15 protein-coding genes and 1 riboswitch are annotated in these 18,555 nt (G+C 65.7%); of the genes, 7 read left to right on the forward strand and 8 right to left on the reverse strand.

Translation table 11 applies throughout. The features are described 5' to 3' along the window. Positions 1 to 10 precede the first annotated feature (10 nt). Positions 11 to 114, reverse strand: a riboswitch (yybP-ykoY riboswitch). 72 nt (positions 115 to 186) lie between these two features. Continuing rightward, positions 187 to 1,230, reverse strand: a complete 1,044-nt coding sequence (locus AB4Y42_RS11705) for a porin (RefSeq protein ID WP_368694241.1) — start codon at positions 1,228 to 1,230, stop codon at positions 187 to 189. A gap of 305 nt (positions 1,231 to 1,535) precedes the next feature. Between AB4Y42_RS11705 and AB4Y42_RS11710 the strand changes: the two genes are divergently transcribed. From AB4Y42_RS11710 to ugpB, 3 genes are all read left to right on the forward strand, one after another. After that, positions 1,536 to 2,219: a class I SAM-dependent methyltransferase gene (locus AB4Y42_RS11710; protein ID WP_368694242.1), complete on the forward strand. Its 684-nt coding sequence runs from the start codon at positions 1,536 to 1,538 to the stop codon at positions 2,217 to 2,219. A 46-nt stretch (positions 2,220 to 2,265) separates the two neighbouring features. Further along, positions 2,266 to 2,664, forward strand: coding sequence for a VOC family protein (locus tag AB4Y42_RS11715; protein ID WP_368694524.1), 399 nt, complete (start codon positions 2,266 to 2,268; stop codon positions 2,662 to 2,664). A 206-nt stretch (positions 2,665 to 2,870) separates the two neighbouring features. After that, positions 2,871 to 4,217: a sn-glycerol-3-phosphate ABC transporter substrate-binding protein UgpB gene (ugpB, locus tag AB4Y42_RS11720; RefSeq protein WP_321926677.1), complete on the forward strand. Its 1,347-nt coding sequence runs from the start codon at positions 2,871 to 2,873 to the stop codon at positions 4,215 to 4,217. Positions 4,218 to 4,302: 85 nt separating this feature from the next. Here the strand turns inward: ugpB and AB4Y42_RS11725 are convergent, their stop codons facing one another. The 3 genes from AB4Y42_RS11725 to AB4Y42_RS11735 form a co-directional block, all read right to left on the reverse strand. Beyond that, positions 4,303 to 5,649 carry an IS4 family transposase gene (locus AB4Y42_RS11725; protein WP_368694243.1) on the reverse strand — a complete coding sequence of 449 codons (1,347 nt, stop codon included), beginning with the start codon at positions 5,647 to 5,649 and terminating at the stop codon, positions 4,303 to 4,305. Positions 5,650 to 5,775: 126 nt separating this feature from the next. Then, a complete protein-coding gene (locus AB4Y42_RS11730; RefSeq protein WP_368694244.1) occupies positions 5,776 to 7,632 on the reverse strand; it encodes an acyl-CoA dehydrogenase in 1,857 nt (618 codons plus the stop codon). A gap of 106 nt (positions 7,633 to 7,738) precedes the next feature. After that, on the reverse strand, positions 7,739 to 8,518 hold the full coding sequence (locus AB4Y42_RS11735) for a helix-turn-helix domain-containing protein (RefSeq protein WP_368694245.1): 780 nt from the start codon (positions 8,516 to 8,518) through the stop codon (positions 7,739 to 7,741). A gap of 167 nt (positions 8,519 to 8,685) precedes the next feature. Between AB4Y42_RS11735 and AB4Y42_RS11740 the strand changes: the two genes are divergently transcribed. The 3 genes from AB4Y42_RS11740 (at position 8,686) to AB4Y42_RS11750 (ending at position 12,372) form a co-directional block, all read left to right on the forward strand. Then, positions 8,686 to 9,168, forward strand: coding sequence for a DinB family protein (locus AB4Y42_RS11740; protein ID WP_368694525.1), 483 nt, complete (start codon positions 8,686 to 8,688; stop codon positions 9,166 to 9,168). A gap of 275 nt (positions 9,169 to 9,443) precedes the next feature. Then, positions 9,444 to 10,208 carry a hypothetical protein gene (locus AB4Y42_RS11745; protein WP_368694246.1) on the forward strand — a complete coding sequence of 255 codons (765 nt, stop codon included), beginning with the start codon at positions 9,444 to 9,446 and terminating at the stop codon, positions 10,206 to 10,208. Positions 10,209 to 10,260: 52 nt separating this feature from the next. After that, entirely contained in the window at positions 10,261 to 12,372 is a 2,112-nt protein-coding gene (locus AB4Y42_RS11750) for a putative bifunctional diguanylate cyclase/phosphodiesterase (protein WP_368694247.1), read from the forward strand. Here AB4Y42_RS11750 and AB4Y42_RS11755 read toward each other — a convergent pair. The 4 genes from AB4Y42_RS11755 to AB4Y42_RS11770 are packed head-to-tail and all read right to left on the reverse strand — an operon-like array spanning position 12,369 to position 16,997. Next, complete coding sequence (locus AB4Y42_RS11755) at positions 12,369 to 13,391, reverse strand: CaiB/BaiF CoA transferase family protein (RefSeq protein ID WP_368694248.1); 1,023 nt, start codon at positions 13,389 to 13,391, stop codon at positions 12,369 to 12,371. The two genes, AB4Y42_RS11750 and AB4Y42_RS11755, sit on opposite strands and share 4 nt — an antisense overlap. Before the next feature lie 44 nt (positions 13,392 to 13,435). Continuing rightward, positions 13,436 to 14,566 carry an acyl-CoA dehydrogenase family protein gene (locus tag AB4Y42_RS11760; RefSeq protein ID WP_368694249.1) on the reverse strand — a complete coding sequence of 377 codons (1,131 nt, stop codon included), beginning with the start codon at positions 14,564 to 14,566 and terminating at the stop codon, positions 13,436 to 13,438. 41 nt (positions 14,567 to 14,607) lie between these two features. Further along, complete coding sequence (locus AB4Y42_RS11765; RefSeq protein WP_368694250.1) at positions 14,608 to 16,170, reverse strand: AMP-binding protein; 1,563 nt, start codon at positions 16,168 to 16,170, stop codon at positions 14,608 to 14,610. Then, on the reverse strand, positions 16,149 to 16,997 hold the full coding sequence (locus AB4Y42_RS11770; RefSeq protein WP_368694251.1) for an IclR family transcriptional regulator: 849 nt from the start codon (positions 16,995 to 16,997) through the stop codon (positions 16,149 to 16,151). The genes AB4Y42_RS11765 and AB4Y42_RS11770 overlap by 22 nt, the downstream gene beginning before the upstream one ends. A 342-nt stretch (positions 16,998 to 17,339) precedes the next feature. Here AB4Y42_RS11770 and AB4Y42_RS11775 point away from each other — a divergent pair, with 342 nt between their 5' ends. After that, a complete protein-coding gene (locus AB4Y42_RS11775; RefSeq protein WP_368694252.1) occupies positions 17,340 to 18,533 on the forward strand; it encodes an acetyl-CoA C-acyltransferase in 1,194 nt (397 codons plus the stop codon). Positions 18,534 to 18,555: the final 22 nt, after the last annotated feature.

The following is an 18,555-nucleotide window of genomic DNA, read 5'->3' on the forward strand; positions in this document are numbered from 1 at the left end:
CGCTGCAATGATCCGCAATACGGCTGCCGGCGCCATGGTGCAGGGGCACCAATTATGTTGACGGCGGCGCAACGCCAAAGCCGGCGTTGCAGACTACTCCCCTAAGACAGGGGGCGATTATAGCCGAAGTTCATGGCGGCGAGCGATTTCCAGCGTGCCCGCCGCGCGCGCCTCGCACAACGCGAATCAGAACTTGTGACGCAGCCCGACCATGACCATCGCCTGCTCGTCGTTGCTTGCATCGTTGCCGAAGTCGCCGAACGAGGCGACCGCGTTGACGAACTCGCCCGTATCGGCGTCGATCGTCTTGCCCGAAGCCTTCTGGTAGCCCGCGAGCGCGTAGATATCGGTGCGCTCCGAGAGGAAGTAGTCGCCGCCCAGGCTGAACTGGTTGTAGCTCGCGTCCACGCTGTTGCCGTGCCCCTTGGTGTAGTTGTAGCCGAAGCCCACGAGCGCGACCGGCGTGACCTGATAGTTGATGAAGGCTTGGCCCGTGTTGAACTTCGTGTTGCTGTTCGCGCCGTACGCGCTCTGGTAGTTCGCGTACTCGACATTGCTGTACGCGAGGCCCGCCGTCACCGCCCCATACGTGTAGTCGCCGGCCGCGCGAATGATTTGCAGCGAATTCGCGGAGACGAAGCCGCCCGTAATGGCGGCGGAATCCACGTTGACGTCGTTGTTCGGATTCAGGCCGTCGAACGTCGCGGCCGTGCCGCCGTTGCTGTTGGCCTTGAAATAGCCCGCGCCGAAGCCGAACGGACCATGGTTGTATGCGGCCGCCACGGCCCACGTCTGCCCCGCGCCGGTGCTGCCCGGCTGGCCGCCGAACGCGTACATCGCGCTCATCTGCAGGCCACCGAAGTTGGGGCTCGCATACTTGATCGAGTTGCTGGTGCGGTAGCTGTTGTCGTAGTTGTCCATGTCGCCGGGCGTGGCGAACGCGGAGCCGAATGCGCCGTCGTTGGTGAGCGGCTGCAGCAGGTCGATGAGCGGGTCGTACTGGCGGCCGAGCGTGACGCTGCCCGCAGTGCTCGAATTGAGGCCGACCATGGCCGTGCGGCCGAACAGGCGGCCGCCCTGGCCCTGCTTGCCGTTGTCGACGTTGAAACCGCTTTCGAGCTTGAAGATCGCCGAGAGGCCGTTGCCGAGGTCCTCGGTGCCGCGCAGGCCCCAGAGGTTCGGCGACATGTTGCCGGACATCATCTGGAACGTCCCGCCCGAGCCGCGCATCGCGGCAAGTCAACGTCGGCTCACACCATCTCATTCATGAAATCACGCATGCTTTCTTATGTGTTGCGCGCTGCTCTGTGCGCTACGGTCGCCGCTGCCTTCTCAGGATGCGCGAACCTGCATCCGCAGCCCAACGGTCCCGGGGATTGCGTCGGGCCGGCCGGCTTCTGCGTGCCGTTCTTCAGTTCGTAATTCGCGACACCGGTCCTCCTGCCGTCGAGTTGGCGCGCCGTTCCGGGTCTCCGGCGGCGCGCATAATACGCGTTTCGGTGGCACAACCACGATCTGCGTTGACAAGGAGACCCATGAGTCGCGATATCCGCACCGACGCCGAAGTCCTCGCATCATGGCAGCGCAACGCGACGCCCTGGATCGCGGCCGTGCGCGGCGGCGAGATCGCGAGCCGCCGGCTCGTGACCGACGCAGCGGTGCTCGACGCCGTGCTCGCGTGCGCGCCGCGCAGCGTGATCGATCTCGGCTGCGGCGAAGGCTGGCTCGCGCTGGCGCTCGCGCGCCGCGGCGTCACCGTCACGGGCGTCGACGCGGTGCCCGAACTCGTGGAGTCTGCGCGCGCGGCGGGGCTCACGGACTGCCGCCTGCTAACCTACGAGCAGGTCGCGCAGGGCGCACTACCCTGCCGCGCCGATGCGGTGGTGTGCAACTTCTCGCTCATCGGCTCGACCAGTGTCGATGCTTTGCTGCGCGCGGCGCCCACGTTGCTGGCGCCGCAAGGCACGCTCATCGTGCAGACGCTGCATCCACTCGTGGCATGCGGCGACGAACCCTATGTCGACGGCTGGCGCGCCGGATCGTGGGCCGGATTCAGCAGTGCGTTTCGCGATGCGCCGCCGTGGTACTTTCGCACGCTCGAAAGCTGGATCGCCTTGCTCGACGAGAGCGGTTTCGACTTGCGTGCGATGCGCGAGCCGCTCGACCCGCGCAGCGGCAAGCCGGCTTCTGTCCTGTTCATGGCGCAGCGGCGCGATTGACACCAACCCGCGCGCCGCTGCAAACGAGGAGGCAAAGACGATGGCGATGATTTCTCACGTGTACATCGGCGTGAACGATTTCGAGCAGGCATTTACGTTCTATTCCCCGCTCATGCAGGCGCTGGGTTTCGTGCTGAAATTCCGCGAGCCCGACTACCCCTGGGCGGGCTGGATGGAGCCGGGCGTGCCGCGGCCGCTCTTCCTCGTCGGCCGGCCGTGGGACGGCAACGCCTCGCAACCCGGCAACGGCCAGATGGTCGCGCTGCTCGCGCCTTCGCGCGCGGCAGTCGACGCCGCCTACGCCGCCGCGCTCGCGCACGGCGGCACCGACGAAGGCGCGCACGGCCTGCGCCCGCACTATCACCCGAACTACTACGGCGCGTACTTTTGCGACCCCGAAGGCAACAAGCTCTGCGTCTGTTGCCACGATGCCGTGGACCATTGATACGCCGCGGCACGAGCCATCACACGGGCGTCCCAATCGCTGTGCTACCCTTGCGCTGCCTTGGGCCGAGGGTGCCGTGCGCGCGACCGCCGGCGGACGGCCCGATGTATCGAAGTCGAAAATCGAAGTCCTGAACCAAAGTCCCGCGCCGCGCCTCAACGCGCGCATGTGCAGGGACAACGATCAATAACAGGAAGAAGACCCAGATGAAAAAGCACGAGATACAACGCGCGGGTTCGCGCGGCCGCTTGCGCGCGCTGATCGCCGCCGTGGTGCTGGCAGGCGGCGCGCAAGCCGCGCATGCTGCCACGGAAATCCAGTTCTGGCATGCCATGGAGTCCCAGCTTGGCGAGCGCGTGAACGCGATCGCGGAGCAATTCAACGCGTCGCAGAGCGAATACAAGATCGTGCCCGTCTTCAAGGGCACCTACGACCAGACGCTCGCCGCCGGCATCGCGGCCTATCGCAGCGGCGATGCGCCCGCCATCCTGCAGGTGTACGAAGTCGGCACCGCCACGATGATGAACGCGAAGAAGGCCGTGCTGCCCGTGTACGACGTGATGAAGACCGCCGGCGTGCCGCTCGACGAAAAGGCCTTCGTGCCGACCATCGCGAGCTACTACAGCGACGCGAAGACGGGCCATCTGGTGTCGATGCCGTTCAACAGCTCGACCCCCGTGCTTTACTACAATCGCGACGCCTTCAAGAAGGCCGGCCTGCCCGACGCGCCGCCGAAAACCTGGCCCGAAGTCGCCGAAGCGGCCGCGAAGCTCAAGGCCTCGGGCATGAGCTGCGGCTTCACCACCGGCTGGCAGGGCTGGATCCAGATCGAGAACTACAGCGCGTGGCAAGGCGCACCGATCGCGACGCGCAACAATGGCTTCGACGGCCTCGATGCGCAACTCGAAATCAACAAGCCGCTGCAGGTCGCGCACATCGCCTTCCTGCAGAACATGGCGAAGCAGGGCACCTTCACCTATGTGGGCCGCAAGGATGAAGCCACCGCGAAGTTCTATAGCGGCGACTGCGGCATCATGATGGGCTCGTCGGGCGCGCTGGCGAACGTACAGCAGTATGCGAAGTTCAAGTTCGGCACCGGCATGATGCCGTACGACCCGAGCGTGAAGGGCGCGCCGCAGAACGCCATCATCGGCGGGGCGAGCCTGTGGGTGCTGGGCGGCAAGAACCCCGAGGTCTACAAGGGCGTGGCGAAGTTCCTCGCGTACCTGAGCTCGCCGGCCGTGGCCGCGAAGTGGCATCAGGACACGGGCTATCTGCCGGTGACGAAGGCCGCGTACGAACTCACGCAGCAACAGGGCTTCTACGCGTCGCATCCGGGCGCCGACACGGCCACGAAACAGATGCTCAACAAGCCGCCGCTGCCGTGGACCAAGGGCCTGCGCCTTGGCAACATGCCGCAGATCCGCACGATCGTGGACGAGGAACTCGAACAGGTCTGGACGGGCGCGAAGACGCCGCAGCAGGCGCTCGATTCGGCCAACTCGCGCGGCAACGATCTGCTCAGGCGCTTCGAGCAGCAGGCGGCGAACTGACGGTCCAACGCATGTGATGTGATCCGATGCCTCGGGCGAGGTATCGGGCAGCGCCCCAAAAGGCCGACGCGAGTCCTAATGCCGTTCAGTTAAGGTCCCGTTTCAGGTTCCGAACGGTGTAGCGGAAAGGTCTGGACTTGACGGCCCGGGCGCAAGAGCGCCCGGGCCGTTTTTTGTTGGCAAGCTGCTTGAGCCGTTCGCGCAGGCGTACAAGCAGCGCAGGAAGTTTGCCGTACGAGCGTGTCACCGCTGCCCATGACATCTCATACTGAATCGTATGAAACGCGCGGATGAAGCTCAGGTCTGCGGGTGTGCGTCCGGCCTCAAGCGCGGCCCTCGCCACCTCCAGGCGAATCAGGTTGTAGGCAATCAGCGCGCCCCAGAACTCCTGGTAGACGCCCTCGACGGTCTGGCTGCGAAGGGTCAGCGCCATCCCCAGCATCGACTGCTTCAATTCCCGGTAGCTGGTCTCGACCTGCCAGCGACGCGCGTAGCAGGACACGATCTCCGCTGCCTTGAACTGCTCCCGATCACACAGGGAACTGAGCAATACCCGTTGCCGGCCACGCGCATCGACGGCAAGCACGGCGCGGGCTTGCCAGAACTCAGGCAGTTCCGGACAGGCCTTTCGCGCCTGCGGCGAGACGCGCATGCGCACCAACTGGTCGCCGGGCTCGCCGCTGAGCACCTCCCAGCGCGTATTGGACTTGGCTGGAATGATGAAATGCCGGTTTGCGCCGCCCGAGACCGGGTTGCACAGCAGTTGGGCTGACAGAAACCCTTTGTCGAACACCGTAATGGAGTTCTGCGGCACCCGCGCAACAAGCTGGCGCGCCGAGATCATCTCGTTCACGTCGTAAGGGCCGAATTCGACGTCGCGCACCAGGTGGGTGGAAATGGCAGTAAGCGTGACTGCGCGCAACTGGGGGTAGCTGCCGACCCGGTCATGCGCGGCTGTGGACGACCCGAAATGCTCGCGGTTGACGGCACTGTCGGCCGTGCGCAGCGTGGTGCCGTCCATTGCGAACAGCGAGAATCCCTTGAAGAGGTAATGCGCCTGATCCTGCACAGACCAGTTCCTGGCGCATTCGTGAAAGAGCCACGCCAGGGGCGCCGCGCCAGTGCGCTGTCGAGCCTGGGCGATGGCGCTCTTGCTGACAAATGACGCATCGGGTGCGGGAAGCGCAAGCCCCAGTGCGTCAACGACCTCGCTGACTGACTGATGCCGGTATAGCGCCAGGGCGATCACCAGCCACACCACCTGCTGCGCAGGCAGACGGCGACGCCGGATGCTGGCGCTGCCGCTAGCCTGGACCGCCTGCTCAATCCATTCGTATGGCAGATGCTGTCCCAGCCTATCCCATTCGAATGGCGGGTGCGCTTCGACAAGCAGGGGAAGGGCGTCAACCAGCATGGCGACGAAAGTTAACATCGCCGCGACGTGTTTACAACCCCTTTGCTCCACCAACAAAAATGCCGTTCAGTTGCTTAACTGAACGGCATTACGACGCGAGTCCGGTCTTTTGGGGCGTTTTACTTTCGCTCCGTGATCGCGGCTTTAGAACCACGCGTCCTGCATGTCGAGCGTAGTGCGGTCGAGCGAGGCGAGCAAATCGAACTGCGCGCCTGTTTTCGGCAACTCCCATGCGAAGAAGTAGGCGGCCGCAGCGAGCTTGCCGCGATAGAAGTCCGCCTCCTCGCCGCTTGCCTGAGTGGGCGCTGCGAGTGCCGCGCGTGCCACGAGCGCCTGTTCGAGCCACACCCAGGCCAGCACCACGTGGCCGAACACTTCCAGGTACACCGAAGCATTGGCGAGTGTCACCGCCGGGTCGCCTGCTGCCCACAACTGCCCCGTGACTTGCGTGAGCCGCTCGAGTGCGGCTGCGAGCGCGTTCGCTTGGGTGGCCTCGTCTGCCGCGCCCGAAGCGTGTGCGCGTTCGAGCGTGGCCTGCACGCGCGCCACGAAAATCTTGAGCGCCGCGCCATCCTTGATGACGACCTTGCGGCCGAGCAGGTCGAGCCCCTGAATGCCGTGCGTGCCTTCGTGGATCGGATTGAGACGGTTGTCGCGATAGAACTGTTCGACGTTGTACTCGCGCGTGTAGCCATAGCCGCCGTGCACCTGGATGGCGAGATCGTTGGCTGCGAGACACCATTGCGAAGGCCAGCTCTTCGCGATGGGCGTGAGCAGGTCCAGCAGCAGCGAGAGCGGCTCGCGTTCCGCGCCGCTGGCGGCACCCGCTTCGTCCACGAGTTTGGCGCACCAGAGGTTGAGCGCGAGCGCGCCTTCGACATAGCTCTTTTGCGCGAGCAGCATGCGGCGCACGTCGGCGTGCTCCACGAGCCTCACCTGCGGCGAAGCCGGATCTTTGCCCGCCGCGCCCACGGGACGCCCTTGCGGACGGTTGCGCGCGTAATCGAGCGCATGCAGATAGCCGGTGTAGCCGAGCATCGTCGCGCCGAGCCCGACGCCAATGCGCGCCTCGTTCATCATGTGGAACATGTATGCGAGCCCCTGATGCGGCTCGCCCACGAGATAGCCGATCGCGCCCGCCCGGCCGCCCGGCGTGTGCCGCGTGCCCTCGCCGAAATTCAGCAGGCAGTTCGTCGTGCCGCGATAGCCCATCTTGTGATTGAGGCCCGCGAGCACGACGTCGTTGCGTTCGTCGCGCGAGCCGTCCTCGTTCACGAGGTACTTCGGCACGACGAACAGCGAGATGCCTTTGACCCCCGCAATGAGCTTGCCGTCGGGACCGGGGATCTTGGCGAGCACGAGGTGCACGATGTTCTCGGCCAGCTCGTGCTCGCCGCCTGAGATCCACATCTTGTTGCCACGCAGACGATATTGCGCGCCGAGCGGGGAATCGCATTCGAAGTCGGCGCGCGTGGCGACATCCGAAAGCGACGAACCCGCTTGGGGCTCGGAAAGGCACATCGTGCCGAAGTAGCGGCCTTCCAGTTCGGGGCGCACGAAGGTGTCGATCTGCTTTGCGCTGCCATGCGCGAGCAGCAGGTTCGCGTTGCCGATGGTGAGGAACGGATAGGCGCTCGTGCCGACGTTCGCCCCCTTGAACCACGCGAAGCCCGCCTTCTCGACGACGAGCGGCAACTGCATGCCGCCGTATTCGTAGTCCTGGCCCGCGGCCATCAGGCCTGCGTCGCTGAACGCCTGCAATGCCGTCTTCACCTCGGGGATGATCGTGACCGTTTCGCCGTCGAAGTGCGGCTCGTGCTGATCGTTCTTCTTGTTGTGCGGCGCGAAGAGGTCGGTGGCGATTTTCTCGCAGGTGTCGAGCGCGGCGTCGAAGGTCTCGCGCGTGTGGTCGGCGTAGCGCGGAATGCGCGTGAGGCTTTCGACATCGAGCCATTCGTAGAGCAGGAAGTTCAGATCGCGGCGGGAAAGGATCAGCGACATGGCGGAACGGTCTCGCATCTTGGGAGGAGAAGGCGCCTAGCGTACCTAAAATAGAACGATCGTGCTATTGGTAGTTTCGCCAGCGACGCAGAGATCCCGCGCGGCCTTACGGCTCGCCGTCGAGGTAGCGCTGCGGCGACACGCCCATGACGCGCTTGAACATCGTCGAAAACGCCGTGGGGCTGCCGTAGCCCAGTTCATACGCGACGCGCGTGACCGACTCGCCCCGGTTCAGCCGGGCAACGGCCTCGATCAGGCACGCCTGCTCGCGCCAGGCAACGAAGCTGGTTCCCAACTGTTCGCGAAAGAGTCGGGTGAAGCTGCGGCGGCTCAGCCCCGCGCGGCTCGCGGCCTCGTCGAGGCTGAGCGTCATCGACGGCGCTTCGAGCACGCCGCGGCACAGAGCGGCGAGTCGCGGCGCGTCCGGCAACGGCGCATTGAGCGCAAGCGGCGTCATGGTGGCGATCTCGTCGATTAGCAGCGCCATGATCCGTTCGGCACGCGTCATGGGCGCGTACAGCGCGGGCTGCTGCACGGCTTCCGACATCAGGTTTCTCAGCAACTGCGTCGTGCCGAGCACGCAGCAGCGCTGCGGCAGCGAGCGTGTTTCACGCAGGCTGGTGTGCACGAACGCGTTGAGCATGCGCACCTCGCCGTTCATCTGCATTTCGTGCGGGAAATTGGCCGGTAGCCAGATGGCGCATTGCGAAGGCACGATCCAGTTGCCGGCCGCCGTCGAGACCGACATCGCACCTTGCGCCGCATAGGCAAACTGGCCGCGTTCATGCGTGTGGTGAGGGTGCACGAAACCCGAGGGATAGACGCGCGCAGTCGTGATGACGTCGCGTGGGACTTCCTCGTAGCTTGCCGGAATGGTTGCTGACATGGCCCGAAATGTTGCTCGATTGACCTGATCGCGAGTGCGGGACGGAAAGCGAAAATTTAGCATGGAGGTGCTCGTATGCGCCCCGGCTTACGGAGCGCGTCCCGACCAGTGCAGAGCAATCCGGTTCAATCGACAAGGAGGCGTGGATGCCGCTATCCAATCAAATCATGCTGGCCCGATATACCCAATGGGCGAACGAAGTCATTTATGACGTCGTTGCGCGCCTGCCGGAGGAAGAGGTCGTGGCCACGCGCGCCATGACCTTCGGAAGTTACCTGCGCGCGTTGGGGCATGGCTATGCCGTGGGCGCGATTTTCAGGGCGCACCTCGAGCAGCGCGATCACGGCTTCACCGAGCGCCTCCTGCCGGATACCACGACCCTCCCTGAGCTGCGAACCATGCAGCGCGATCTGGACGCCTGGTACCTGGCGTGGATGGGCGGCTTGAGCGAAGCGCAAGCCGACGAGGTGGTGCATTTTCAGTACATCGGCGGCCCAGAGGGCGTCATGTCGCGCGCTCAGATCTTTTTGCATGTCGTCAATCACTACACGTTTCACCGCGGCTTTATCGTCGAGACGTTGCGCCGAATGGTGGTCGATGTGCCGGCCACCGATATCACGGTTTATCTCCGCGATCACGCGTCCGAATAAATGGGGATCGAGTTGAAAACAGGAAGAAAACAGGAGTAAATCGCTGCAAACGTTTGCAAATACTTGTCCCGTAAAGGGTTTCCTGAAGTTTATTGATTTGCTGCCGTAAACTCGTGCGCGGGTCCCGATTTTTCTGTCGAGCCCGCCAACGAGTCGCGCCGACGCCATTAGGCGGCTCTTTTTGCAGCCGAAACCCTTCAGGCGCATCAAGGTCCACCAGCCGCCGCCGCATTAACGCCTACCTGCAACTTTTTTTCCTGATCCAAGTGTCGTTCATGCTGGCAGATTCGCCGGGTCGCGCGCAGTCGTTTCGACCGTCCGGCTCGCAACCGCGTGTGGCCATTCGTGCGCTCGACGACGTCGCGCGCGCCGCTGACGCGGTGATGTATTCCACGCTCGTCCTCTCCGCCATCGCGGCAGTACTGATCGGCTTCGTCTATTACGAACTGCAGCTCGCGCTCGTAGGCGCCGCGCTGTTCCTCGGCGCCGGCAGCTTCGTGTTTTTCTGCGCGCGCGGCACCGCGCTTTCGCGCGTCGTGCTCACGCTCGCCAATGCCGCGCTCGTCGCGCTGCATATCCAGGCGGCGCACGGCGTCACCGAATTCCATTTCGGCGTGTTCGTGCTGCTGGGCCTGTTGCTCGTCTATCGCGACTGGCGCCCGATCGTGCTCGCCGCGGGATTCTTCGCGCTGCATCACGTCGCGTTCGACCGGCTGCAGGCGCTCAACTTCGCCGTGTACTGCACGCGCGAGGCGAACCTGCCGCGCGTGCTGCTGCATGCCGCTTACGTGGTCGCGCAAACGGCCGTCGAGATCGTGCTCGCGCATCGTCTGCGCGCGGCCGACATCATGGGCGAGATCACGGCGTCGAGCCACGAGCAGGCGCAGGGCATCGAGCAGGTCAACGCCATGGTCGCGCAGATGGACGACACCCCGCGCCGCAACGCCGCTTTGGTGAACGAAGCGGCCGCCGCGTCGTCGTCGCTGCACGCGACGAGCGCGAAGCTGCGAGAGGTGCTCGGCCTCGTCGCATTGTCGTGATAATGTCGTGCGACGTCCGGGGTGAACGAGTGGTGAACAAGGAGATCTTCCCATGATGAGCGTGGCGGGCTGCATCGTCTACAAGCACAACCTGTGGCTCGTCCTCGTCGCGCTGCTGATCTGCGCCGCGGGCTCGTGGGTCACCGCGCGGCTCGTCCTGCGCGCGTTCGCCGCGCGTTCGCTGCAGCGCATGGGCTGGTCGTTCATCGCGGCCGTCGTGGCCGCCGCCGATATCTGGTGCACGCACTTCGTCGCCATGCTCGGCTTCGAGCCGGGCGTACCGATCGCCTTCGATCCCGTGCTGACCATCACGTCGCTGCTCATCGCGCTCGTGGGCAGTTTCGCTGGATTCCTGCTCGCCACGAGCCAGGCCGCGAACCGTCTCACGCGCGCGGCGCCCGCGCTGGGCGGCGCGATCGTCGGGCTGGCGGTCGCGCTCATGCATTACGCGGGCATGCTCGCGTATCGCGTGGAAGGCATCGTGATCTGGAATCGCATCGGGATCGCCTTGTCGTTCGTGTTTGCCGTCGCGATCAGCGCGCTCGCACTGCATCTCGCCGGCGTGGCCACGCAGCGCCAGCAGGAGGACGCGGCCAGCGCGCAGGCTAGCGCCGCCGCGTCCGCGCGCCTCGTGGCGGGCGTGCTCGCCCTCGCCATCGCCGCGCTGCACTTCACCGGCATGTCCGCGTTCCAGGTCGTGCCGATGCCGATCGACGGACACTTTTCGAATCCCGCCGCGCTGCATGCGCTCGCGCTCGCCGTGGCGTGCATGGCGCTCGTGATCGCGGGCGCGGGCTGCGTGAGCTTCCTGCTCGACGACAGCGTGCGCGCTGAATCGGTCGAGCATCTGCGCACGATGGCGATGAGCGACATGCTCACCGGCCTGCCCAATCGCGCGAGCTTCAACGCACGCATCGACGCCGAACTGGCGCGCACGCAGGACACGCGCAAGCTCGCGCTCATCGGCATCGACCTGAACCGCTTCAAGGAAATCAACGACCTGCACGGCCATCATGCCGGCGACGAAGTGCTGCGCATTCTCGCGCGGCGCCTTTCGAGCCTGATGCGCGAAGGCGAGTTCGTGGCGCGCGTGGGCGGCGACGAGTTCGTGGCGCTCACGCGCTTCGCCTCGCGCGAGGAACTCGGCGATCTGCTCTCGCGCCTCGAAACCGCGCTGTACCGGCCGGTGCGCTACGACGACGCCGAAGTGCTCTCGGGCGCGAGCCTTGGCGTCGCCATCTACCCCGACGATGCCACCACCAAGACCGTGCTCATCAACAACGCCGACCTCGCCATGTATCGCGCGAAGGCGGACCTGGCGCAGTCGGTGTGCTTCTACGAGCCGGCGATGGACGAGATCGCGCGGGCGCGCCGCTCGCTCACGCACGACCTGCGCGAGGCGCTCGCGCGCGGGCAGCTGAGCGTGCACTACCAGGTGCAGACCTCGATCGCGAGCGGCGAAATTTGCGGCTATGAAGCGCTGCTGCGCTGGGAGCATCCGCGGCTCGGCTTCATCTCGCCCGCCGAATTCATCCCGCTTGCCGAAGAGAATGGCCTCATTCTCGGCATTGGCGCCTGGGTGCTGCGCGAGGCGTGCACGCGTGCCGTTTCGTGGGTGCCGCCTTACAAGGTGGCCGTGAATCTCTCGCCCGTGCAGTTCTCGCACGCGGACCTGCCGAAGCTCGTCGAGACCGTGCTGGTCGAGACGGGCCTCGCGCCCGAGCGGCTCGAACTGGAACTCACCGAGACGACCATTTTCGCGGATCGCGAGCGCTCGCTCGACGTGTTGCAGCGAATCAAGGCCATCGGCGTGAATATCGCGCTGGACGATTTCGGCACCGGCTACTCGTCGCTCGACACGCTGCGCTCGTTCCCGTTCGACAAGATCAAGCTCGACCAGTCTTTCATCAGCGAGGCCGAGTCGAGCCGCCAGGCCACCGCGATCATTCGCGCGGTGCTCGCGCTCGGCAAGAGCCTCGGCATTCCGGTGCTGGCCGAAGGCATCGAAACCGAGGCGCAGCTCACGCTGCTCGCCGACGAAGGCTGCGACGAAGTGCAGGGCTATCTGCTCGGCCGCCCGGCGCCGCTGAGCCAAATCGTGGCGAGCGGGCAGCTGTCGCTCCTCGCCGACGACGAAGCAGCCGTGGGCGCGGTGCGAGGTTAAACGCCCTCGTTGCCGTAGTCCACGAAGCGCGGCGCGCATTGCGGCTGCCACGCGCCGCCGCTCTGGGCGAACGCGCCGCGCGCCGTGTTGTGCGCATCGAGCGGCGCTTCCGCAAGGCTCAGCACCGGCGTGACGCATGCGTCGCTGCCTTCGAACACGGCGGTCCATTCGTCGCGCGTGCGCGTGGCGACCGTCCGGGCGATGCGTTCGTGTACGCGCGGCCAGTGCGTCCGGTCGCGCTGCGGCAGTTCGAGCAGGTCTTCGGCGCCGATCCCTTTCATGAACGCCGCGTAGAACTGCGGCTCGATGCAGCCGACGGCGATATAGCGGTTATCCGCGCAACGATAGGTGCGATAGAAGGGCGCGCCGCCGTCGAGCAGATTCGTGCCGCGCGCGTCCTGCCAGTGCCCCGCCGCGTAGAAGCCGTACATCATGCTCATGAGCATGGCCGCGCCGTCGGTCATGGCGGCGTCGACCACGCAGCCTTCGCCCGTCGAACGCGCGCGCAGGATTGTCGCCACCACGCCGAACGCGAGCAGCATGCCGCCACCGCCGAAGTCGCCGACCAGATTGAGCGGCACCACGGGCTCGCCGCCCGCGAGACCCACCGCATGCAGCGCCCCGGAAATCGCGATGTAGTTGATGTCGTGGCCCGCCGTGTGGGCGAGCGGGCCCGTTTGCCCCCAGCCGGTCATGCGTCCATAGACGAGCGAGGCGCGCCGCGCGCGGCACACTTGCGGGCCGAGCCCGAGCCGCTCCATCACGCCGGGGCGAAAGCCTTCGATCAACGCATCGGCGCTCGCGATCAGATCGAGTGCGCGTGCCATGTCGTCGCGGCTCTTGAGGTCGAGCGCGACGTATTCGCGCCCGCGCGCAAGCGGTCCGGATGGCGCGGGGGCGCCTTCGCGGCCGATGCAGATCACGCGTGCGCCCATTTGTGCGAGCAGCATGCCGCAGAACGGTGCGGGGCCCAGCCCCGCGAATTCCACGACGGTAACGCCTTCCAGAGGTTTGATCATGTGTGCCTTCCTGCCTGCTTGCTGGTGTGCCGATTCACGCGCCTTCACAGCGTGCGCGCGATGATTTCCTTCATGATCTCGTCGGTGCCGCCGTAGATGCGCATCACGCGCGCATCGACCCACGCGGTGCCCACCACGTACTCGGACATGTAGCCGTAACCGCCGTGCAGTTGCAGGAATTCGTCGAGCAGCTGGTTCTGCAGTTCGGTCGCGTTGAGCTTCGCCATGGCGGCGTCCACGGGCGAAAGCTCGCGGCGCAGGTGCCGCGCGATGCAGTCATCGACATAGGTGCGCACCATCTCCGCTTTCGCGCGCGCATGCGCGAGCTTGAAGCGCGCGTTCTGGAAGTCGAAGATGGCCTGGCCGAACACCTTGCGATCGCGCGTATAGCGGATCGTGCGCTCGAGCATGCCCTCGATCGACGCGGCAGCGCGCACCGCGATCACGAGCCGCTCCTGCGCCAGTTCGCGCATGAGGTACGAGAAGCCCTGGTTCTCCTCGCCAAGCCGCTGCGCGACGGGCACGCGCACGTCCTCGAAGAACAGCTCGGACGTGTCCTGCGCGCGCAGGCCGATCTTGTCGAGCTTGCGGCCCTTGCTGAAGCCAGACGTGCCGTCTTCGACCACGATCAGCGAAACGCCCTTGCCGCCCAGTTCGGGCGCGGTCTTGCAGACCACCACGACGAGGCTCGCATTCTGTCCGTTCGTGATGAAGGTCTTCTGGCCGTTGATGACGTAGTGATCTCCGTCGTTGCGCGCGGTGGTGCGCACCGACTTGAGATCGCTGCCGGTGCCCGGCTCGGTCATGGCGATCGCGCCGATATGCTCGCCGCGCGCGAGCTTCGGCAGCCACTCGCGCTTTTGCGCCTCGGTGCCATACGCGAAGATATAAGGCGCGACGATATCCGAATGCAGCGGAAAGCCGATGCCGCTCGCGTTCACGCGCGCCAGCTCCTCGATCATGATGGCCGCGTGGCCGAAGTCGCCGCCGCCACCGCCGTACTCTTCGGGAATCGTGCAGCACAGCAGCCCTTCCTCGCCCGCTCGCCGCCAGACCGACTTCGGCACGATGCCTTCTTGTTCCCATTGATGATGGAACGGCACGATTTCGCGTTCGATGAAGCGCCGGGCCTGCTCGCGGAAAATCTCGTGATCGTCACGGAATACAGTGCGCATAGGGAATGTCTCCAGTGTCTCGTGCTCTTTCGTTATCCGTATCAAGCCGCGGGCTGGCGGTACCGTTCCTTGAGAAGGCGCCGCAGCAGCTTGCCGTTATCGTGGCGCGGCAGCGCCTCCTCGAATTCGACCGAGCGCGGCACCTTGATATGCGAAAGGCGCTCGCGGCAGAACGCGATCAGCTCCTCGGCGAGCAGCGGGCTCGCGGCGTCGCGCTCGCGCGGCTGCACGACCGCTTTCACGGCCTCGCCGAACTCGGGGTGCGGCACGCCGATCACGGCGGCATCGGCCACGGCGGGATGCTCGGCGAGCACGTTCTCGATCTCCTGCGGATACACGTTCACGCCGCCGCTGATGATGAGGTCCACGCGCCGGTCGCTCAGGTACAGATAGCCTTCCGCGTCGACGTGGCCGATATCGCCGTAGGTCGCCCAGCCGTGGCGGTTGTAGACGCTGCGCGTCTTCACCGGATCGTTGTGGTACTCGAAAGCGGGACCGCCTTCGAAAAACACGCGGCCAATCTCGCCCGCGGGCAGTTCGTGATCCTCATCGTCGACGATGTGGATCTGTCCGTATATCGAACGCCCGACCGAGCCGCGATGCGCGAGCCATTCGCCGGAGTCGATCGCCGTGAGGCCCACGCTTTCCGAGCCCGCGTAGTACTCGTAGATCACCGGGCCGAACCACGCGATCATCTGCTCCTTGATGTGCGGCGGGCACGGCGCCGCTGCGTGGATCGCCACGCGCAGGCTGCTCACGTCGTACAGCGCGCGCGTGGTCCCGGGCAGATTCAGGAGGCGGATGAACATCGTCGGCACCCACTGGCTGTGCGTGACGCGGTAGCGCGCGATGGCGTCGAGCGCGGCCTCGGCGTCGAACTTCTGTAGCACGATGGCGCGGCCGCCCGTGTGCAGCACGCGCATGAGGTAGCGCAGCGGCGCGGCGTGGTAGAGCGGCGCGGTGCTCAGGTAGACCGAATCGGCGTCGAAGCCGAACGTCTTGCGCCATGCCGCGGTTTCGGTGTCGTCGGCATCGCGCTGCTCGAACGGCACGAGCGGCTTGCGGATGCCTTTGGGCAGGCCGGTCGTGCCCGATGAATAGAGGAAGTCGCGTCCGCGCGGCAACGGCGGCAACGGTGGCAACGGCGCGCTCGCATCGATCCCGGCGAGCGCCGCTTCGAGCGAGGCGAAGCCGGGCAGGGTTTCACCCGCACCCGCGCCCGCAACGAAGCAAGCGACGTCCTGCGCGGCACCTTCGGCCACGAGCGAGGCGGCGAGTTCGTGCATGGCCCGCGAAACGATCAGCACGCGCGCGCCGCAGTCCGCGAGGACGTGCGCGGCCTCGCGTGTTTTCAACTGGATGCTGATGGGGGTGTAGTAGAGGCCGGCGCGCTCGGCGCCTATGGCGATGACGGCGAGCGCGGGGTGATTCTCGAACAGCAGCGCGATGCCGTCGCCGGGTTGCAGGCCGAGGCCGAGGAGCCAGTGCGCGATGCGCTCCGCGCGTTCGTCCAGCTCTTTGTAAGTGATGATCTGCTTGAGTGCGGGGAAGCACAGGGCCTCCCGCGTGGGTGCTGCTACAGCTAGTTCGCGGACACGCTCCACGGTCTCGTCTCCATGTCATGCGCGGCCCCAGTCATGCTGCCGAGCGCTGCCTCCACGCGCCTGACGAGCGACATCAGCCGGGGGGCGATGTCGTCGGTCAGCTGGTTGCCGCTGATGTTGAAAACTGCAATCGAACAGCTAAAAACCCAATACTCGTCGTCGATCGGGGCGGACAACGGAATCGCCACCGAATGGATCTCGCGCTGCATGTCGCCATGCGAGAGCGTGCAGCCGTGCGCGCGCAACTCCTGCTGCGCAAGCGCGAGGCGCTGCGCGAGCAACTCGCCTTTGGCGGGGTCGCGCGCGAGCGTGTCCTGCAGGTACTGCTCGCGCTCGGCGCCCGGCACGGTCCACAGATACGCGCGGCCCGACGCCGTGCGCGAAAGCGAGAGCCGCGTGCCCGTTTCCGAGCGATACACCGCGCTGCCCTCGCCCTGAATCACTTCGGCGTACGCCATGTTCAGGCGGTAGCCCACCGCGAGCGTCACCTGGCCGTGGCAGTAGTCGGCCAGCTCCTGCATCATCGGCCGCGCGATCTGCCGGATCGTCATGCGGCCGAGCGCCGGGGCGGCGAGGCTCAGCATATCCGTGCCGAGCACATACTTCGAAATGCGCTCCGAATAGCGCAGCAAGCCGAACTCCGCGAGCGTGTTGATGAGCCGCAGCGCCGTGGGCTTGGGCAGCCCCGTGCGCTCGACCAGATCGCGCGCCGACAGCTCCGCGTCTCCCATCGAAAAGCACTGCAGGATCCGGATGCCGCGCGCAAGCGCGCTCACGAGCTGCGAGTCCGCGGCGTCGTCGGTGCGGGAGTTGGCCTGATCGTTCATGTCGGGTCCTTCGTCGGGGTAAGGGCGCGCCGCGCCGGTGCGGCGCGCGGCAAACCCCGGATTCTAGCTTTCTGCCGCACGCCGGAACAATTTTTTAAGACGCCTGGCTCATTTTTTCGCATTCGTGATGCCGCGCGGCTCGCAGCCACATGTTGATGTCTCCTTTTTCGACCTCTGAGGATCAAGTTGCCCGAGCAGTGTTGCGGATCGTGATCCAGAAATCAATAAAAATGATCCTATAGTACCGAAATATGTTTACCACTATTGAAATAGTGAGCCGGTGAGGTGTATTTTGAGTCAGGAGATTCATTTTTCCTGACACTTCCAACCGTTGAGAGAACCATGACCAACAGCGCGGTAATCGTCGACGCAGTGCGCAGCCCGATGGGCCGGACCAAGGCGGGCGGCGCGTTCGTCGACCTGCATCCCGTGGATCTGCTCTCGCAGGTCTTGCAGCAACTGATCGTGCGCAACGACCTCGACCCCGGCAGCGTGGACGACGTGATGATCGGCTGCGTGAGCCAGGTGGGCGAGCAGGCCTCCACGCCGGGCCGCCTCGCGTGGCTCGCGGCGGGCTTTCCGCAGCACGTGCCGTCCACCACCATCGAGCGCAAGTGCGGGTCGAGCCAGCAAGCCATCCATTTCGCGGCGCAGGCGATCATGGCGGGCGTCAACGAGATCGTCGTGGCCGGCGGCGTCGAGTCGATGAGCCGCGTGCCCATGGGCTCTTCGCGCATCGGCCGCGATCCGTACGGCGCGCTGTACCACGCGCGCTACCCCGAAGGCATGGTCGGGCAGGGCGTGAGCGCCGATCTCGTGGCGCAGAAGTGGGCGCTCACGCGCGAGGCGCTCGACGCCTATTCGGCCGAGTCGCACCGTCGCGCCGACGCCGCGCGCGCCGCGGGCCAGTTCGCGCGCGAGATCGTGCCGATCGATGTGGCGGGTCCTGAAGGCGTGCGTCGCGTGGACCTCGACGAGACCATCCGCGCCGGTACGACCGTCGAGCGGCTCGCGGGCCTCGCGCCTTCGTTCGAGAGCGCCGAACTCGCGGCGCGCTTTCCGGGCATCCGCTGGAACGTGACGGCGGGCAACGCCTCGCAAATCTCGGATGGCGCCTCGGCGCTGCTCATCATGAGCGAGCAGAAGGCGGCGCAACTGGGATTGAAACCGCGTGCGCGCATCGTGGCGTTCGACGTCTGCGGCGACGATCCGCTGATGATGCTGACCGCCCCCATTCCTGCCACGCAACGTCTGCTGAAGAAGCGCGGCCTCGCCATCGACGATATTGCGCACTTCGAAGTCAACGAGGCGTTTGCCGCCGTGCCGCTCGCCTGGCAGAAGGCGCTGGGCGCGGACGCGGCGCGGCTGAACCCGGCGGGTGGCGCGATCGCGCTTGGGCATCCGCTCGGCGCTTCGGGCGCGCGCCTCATGACCACGATGCTCAATTCTCTCGAAGTGAGCGGCGGCCGCTACGGCCTGCAGACGATGTGCGAGGCGGGCGGCATGGCCAACGCGACGCTCATCGAACGCCTCTAAAGCGCGACCACGAACAACAAAG

It is taken from the genome of Paraburkholderia sp. EG286B, from assembly GCF_040965655.1.
Classification (GTDB): domain Bacteria; phylum Pseudomonadota; class Gammaproteobacteria; order Burkholderiales; family Burkholderiaceae; genus Paraburkholderia.

Bases quoted from the DNA above. Each gene is read 5' to 3' on its own strand.
- ugpB (WP_321926677.1), top strand. From the start codon at position 2,871: ATGAAAAAGCACGAGATACAACGCGCGGGTTCGCGCGGCCGCTTGCGC.
- AB4Y42_RS11740 (WP_368694525.1), top strand. From the start codon at position 8,686: ATGCTGGCCCGATATACCCAATGGGCGAACGAAGTCATTTATGACGTC.
- AB4Y42_RS11760 (WP_368694249.1), bottom strand. From the start codon at position 14,566: ATGCGCACTGTATTCCGTGACGATCACGAGATTTTCCGCGAGCAGGCC.
- AB4Y42_RS11775 (WP_368694252.1), top strand. From the start codon at position 17,340: ATGACCAACAGCGCGGTAATCGTCGACGCAGTGCGCAGCCCGATGGGC.
- AB4Y42_RS11730 (WP_368694244.1), bottom strand. From the start codon at position 7,632: ATGTCGCTGATCCTTTCCCGCCGCGATCTGAACTTCCTGCTCTACGAA.
- AB4Y42_RS11750 (WP_368694247.1), top strand. From the start codon at position 10,261: ATGATGAGCGTGGCGGGCTGCATCGTCTACAAGCACAACCTGTGGCTC.
- AB4Y42_RS11705 (WP_368694241.1), bottom strand. From the start codon at position 1,230: ATGCGCGGCTCGGGCGGGACGTTCCAGATGATGTCCGGCAACATGTCG.
- AB4Y42_RS11770 (WP_368694251.1), bottom strand. From the start codon at position 16,997: ATGAACGATCAGGCCAACTCCCGCACCGACGACGCCGCGGACTCGCAG.
- AB4Y42_RS11755 (WP_368694248.1), bottom strand. From the start codon at position 13,391: ATGATCAAACCTCTGGAAGGCGTTACCGTCGTGGAATTCGCGGGGCTG.
- AB4Y42_RS11715 (WP_368694524.1), top strand. From the start codon at position 2,266: ATGATTTCTCACGTGTACATCGGCGTGAACGATTTCGAGCAGGCATTT.
- AB4Y42_RS11725 (WP_368694243.1), bottom strand. From the start codon at position 5,649: ATGTTAACTTTCGTCGCCATGCTGGTTGACGCCCTTCCCCTGCTTGTC.
- AB4Y42_RS11735 (WP_368694245.1), bottom strand. From the start codon at position 8,518: ATGTCAGCAACCATTCCGGCAAGCTACGAGGAAGTCCCACGCGACGTC.
- AB4Y42_RS11710 (WP_368694242.1), top strand. From the start codon at position 1,536: ATGAGTCGCGATATCCGCACCGACGCCGAAGTCCTCGCATCATGGCAG.
- AB4Y42_RS11745 (WP_368694246.1), top strand. From the start codon at position 9,444: ATGCTGGCAGATTCGCCGGGTCGCGCGCAGTCGTTTCGACCGTCCGGC.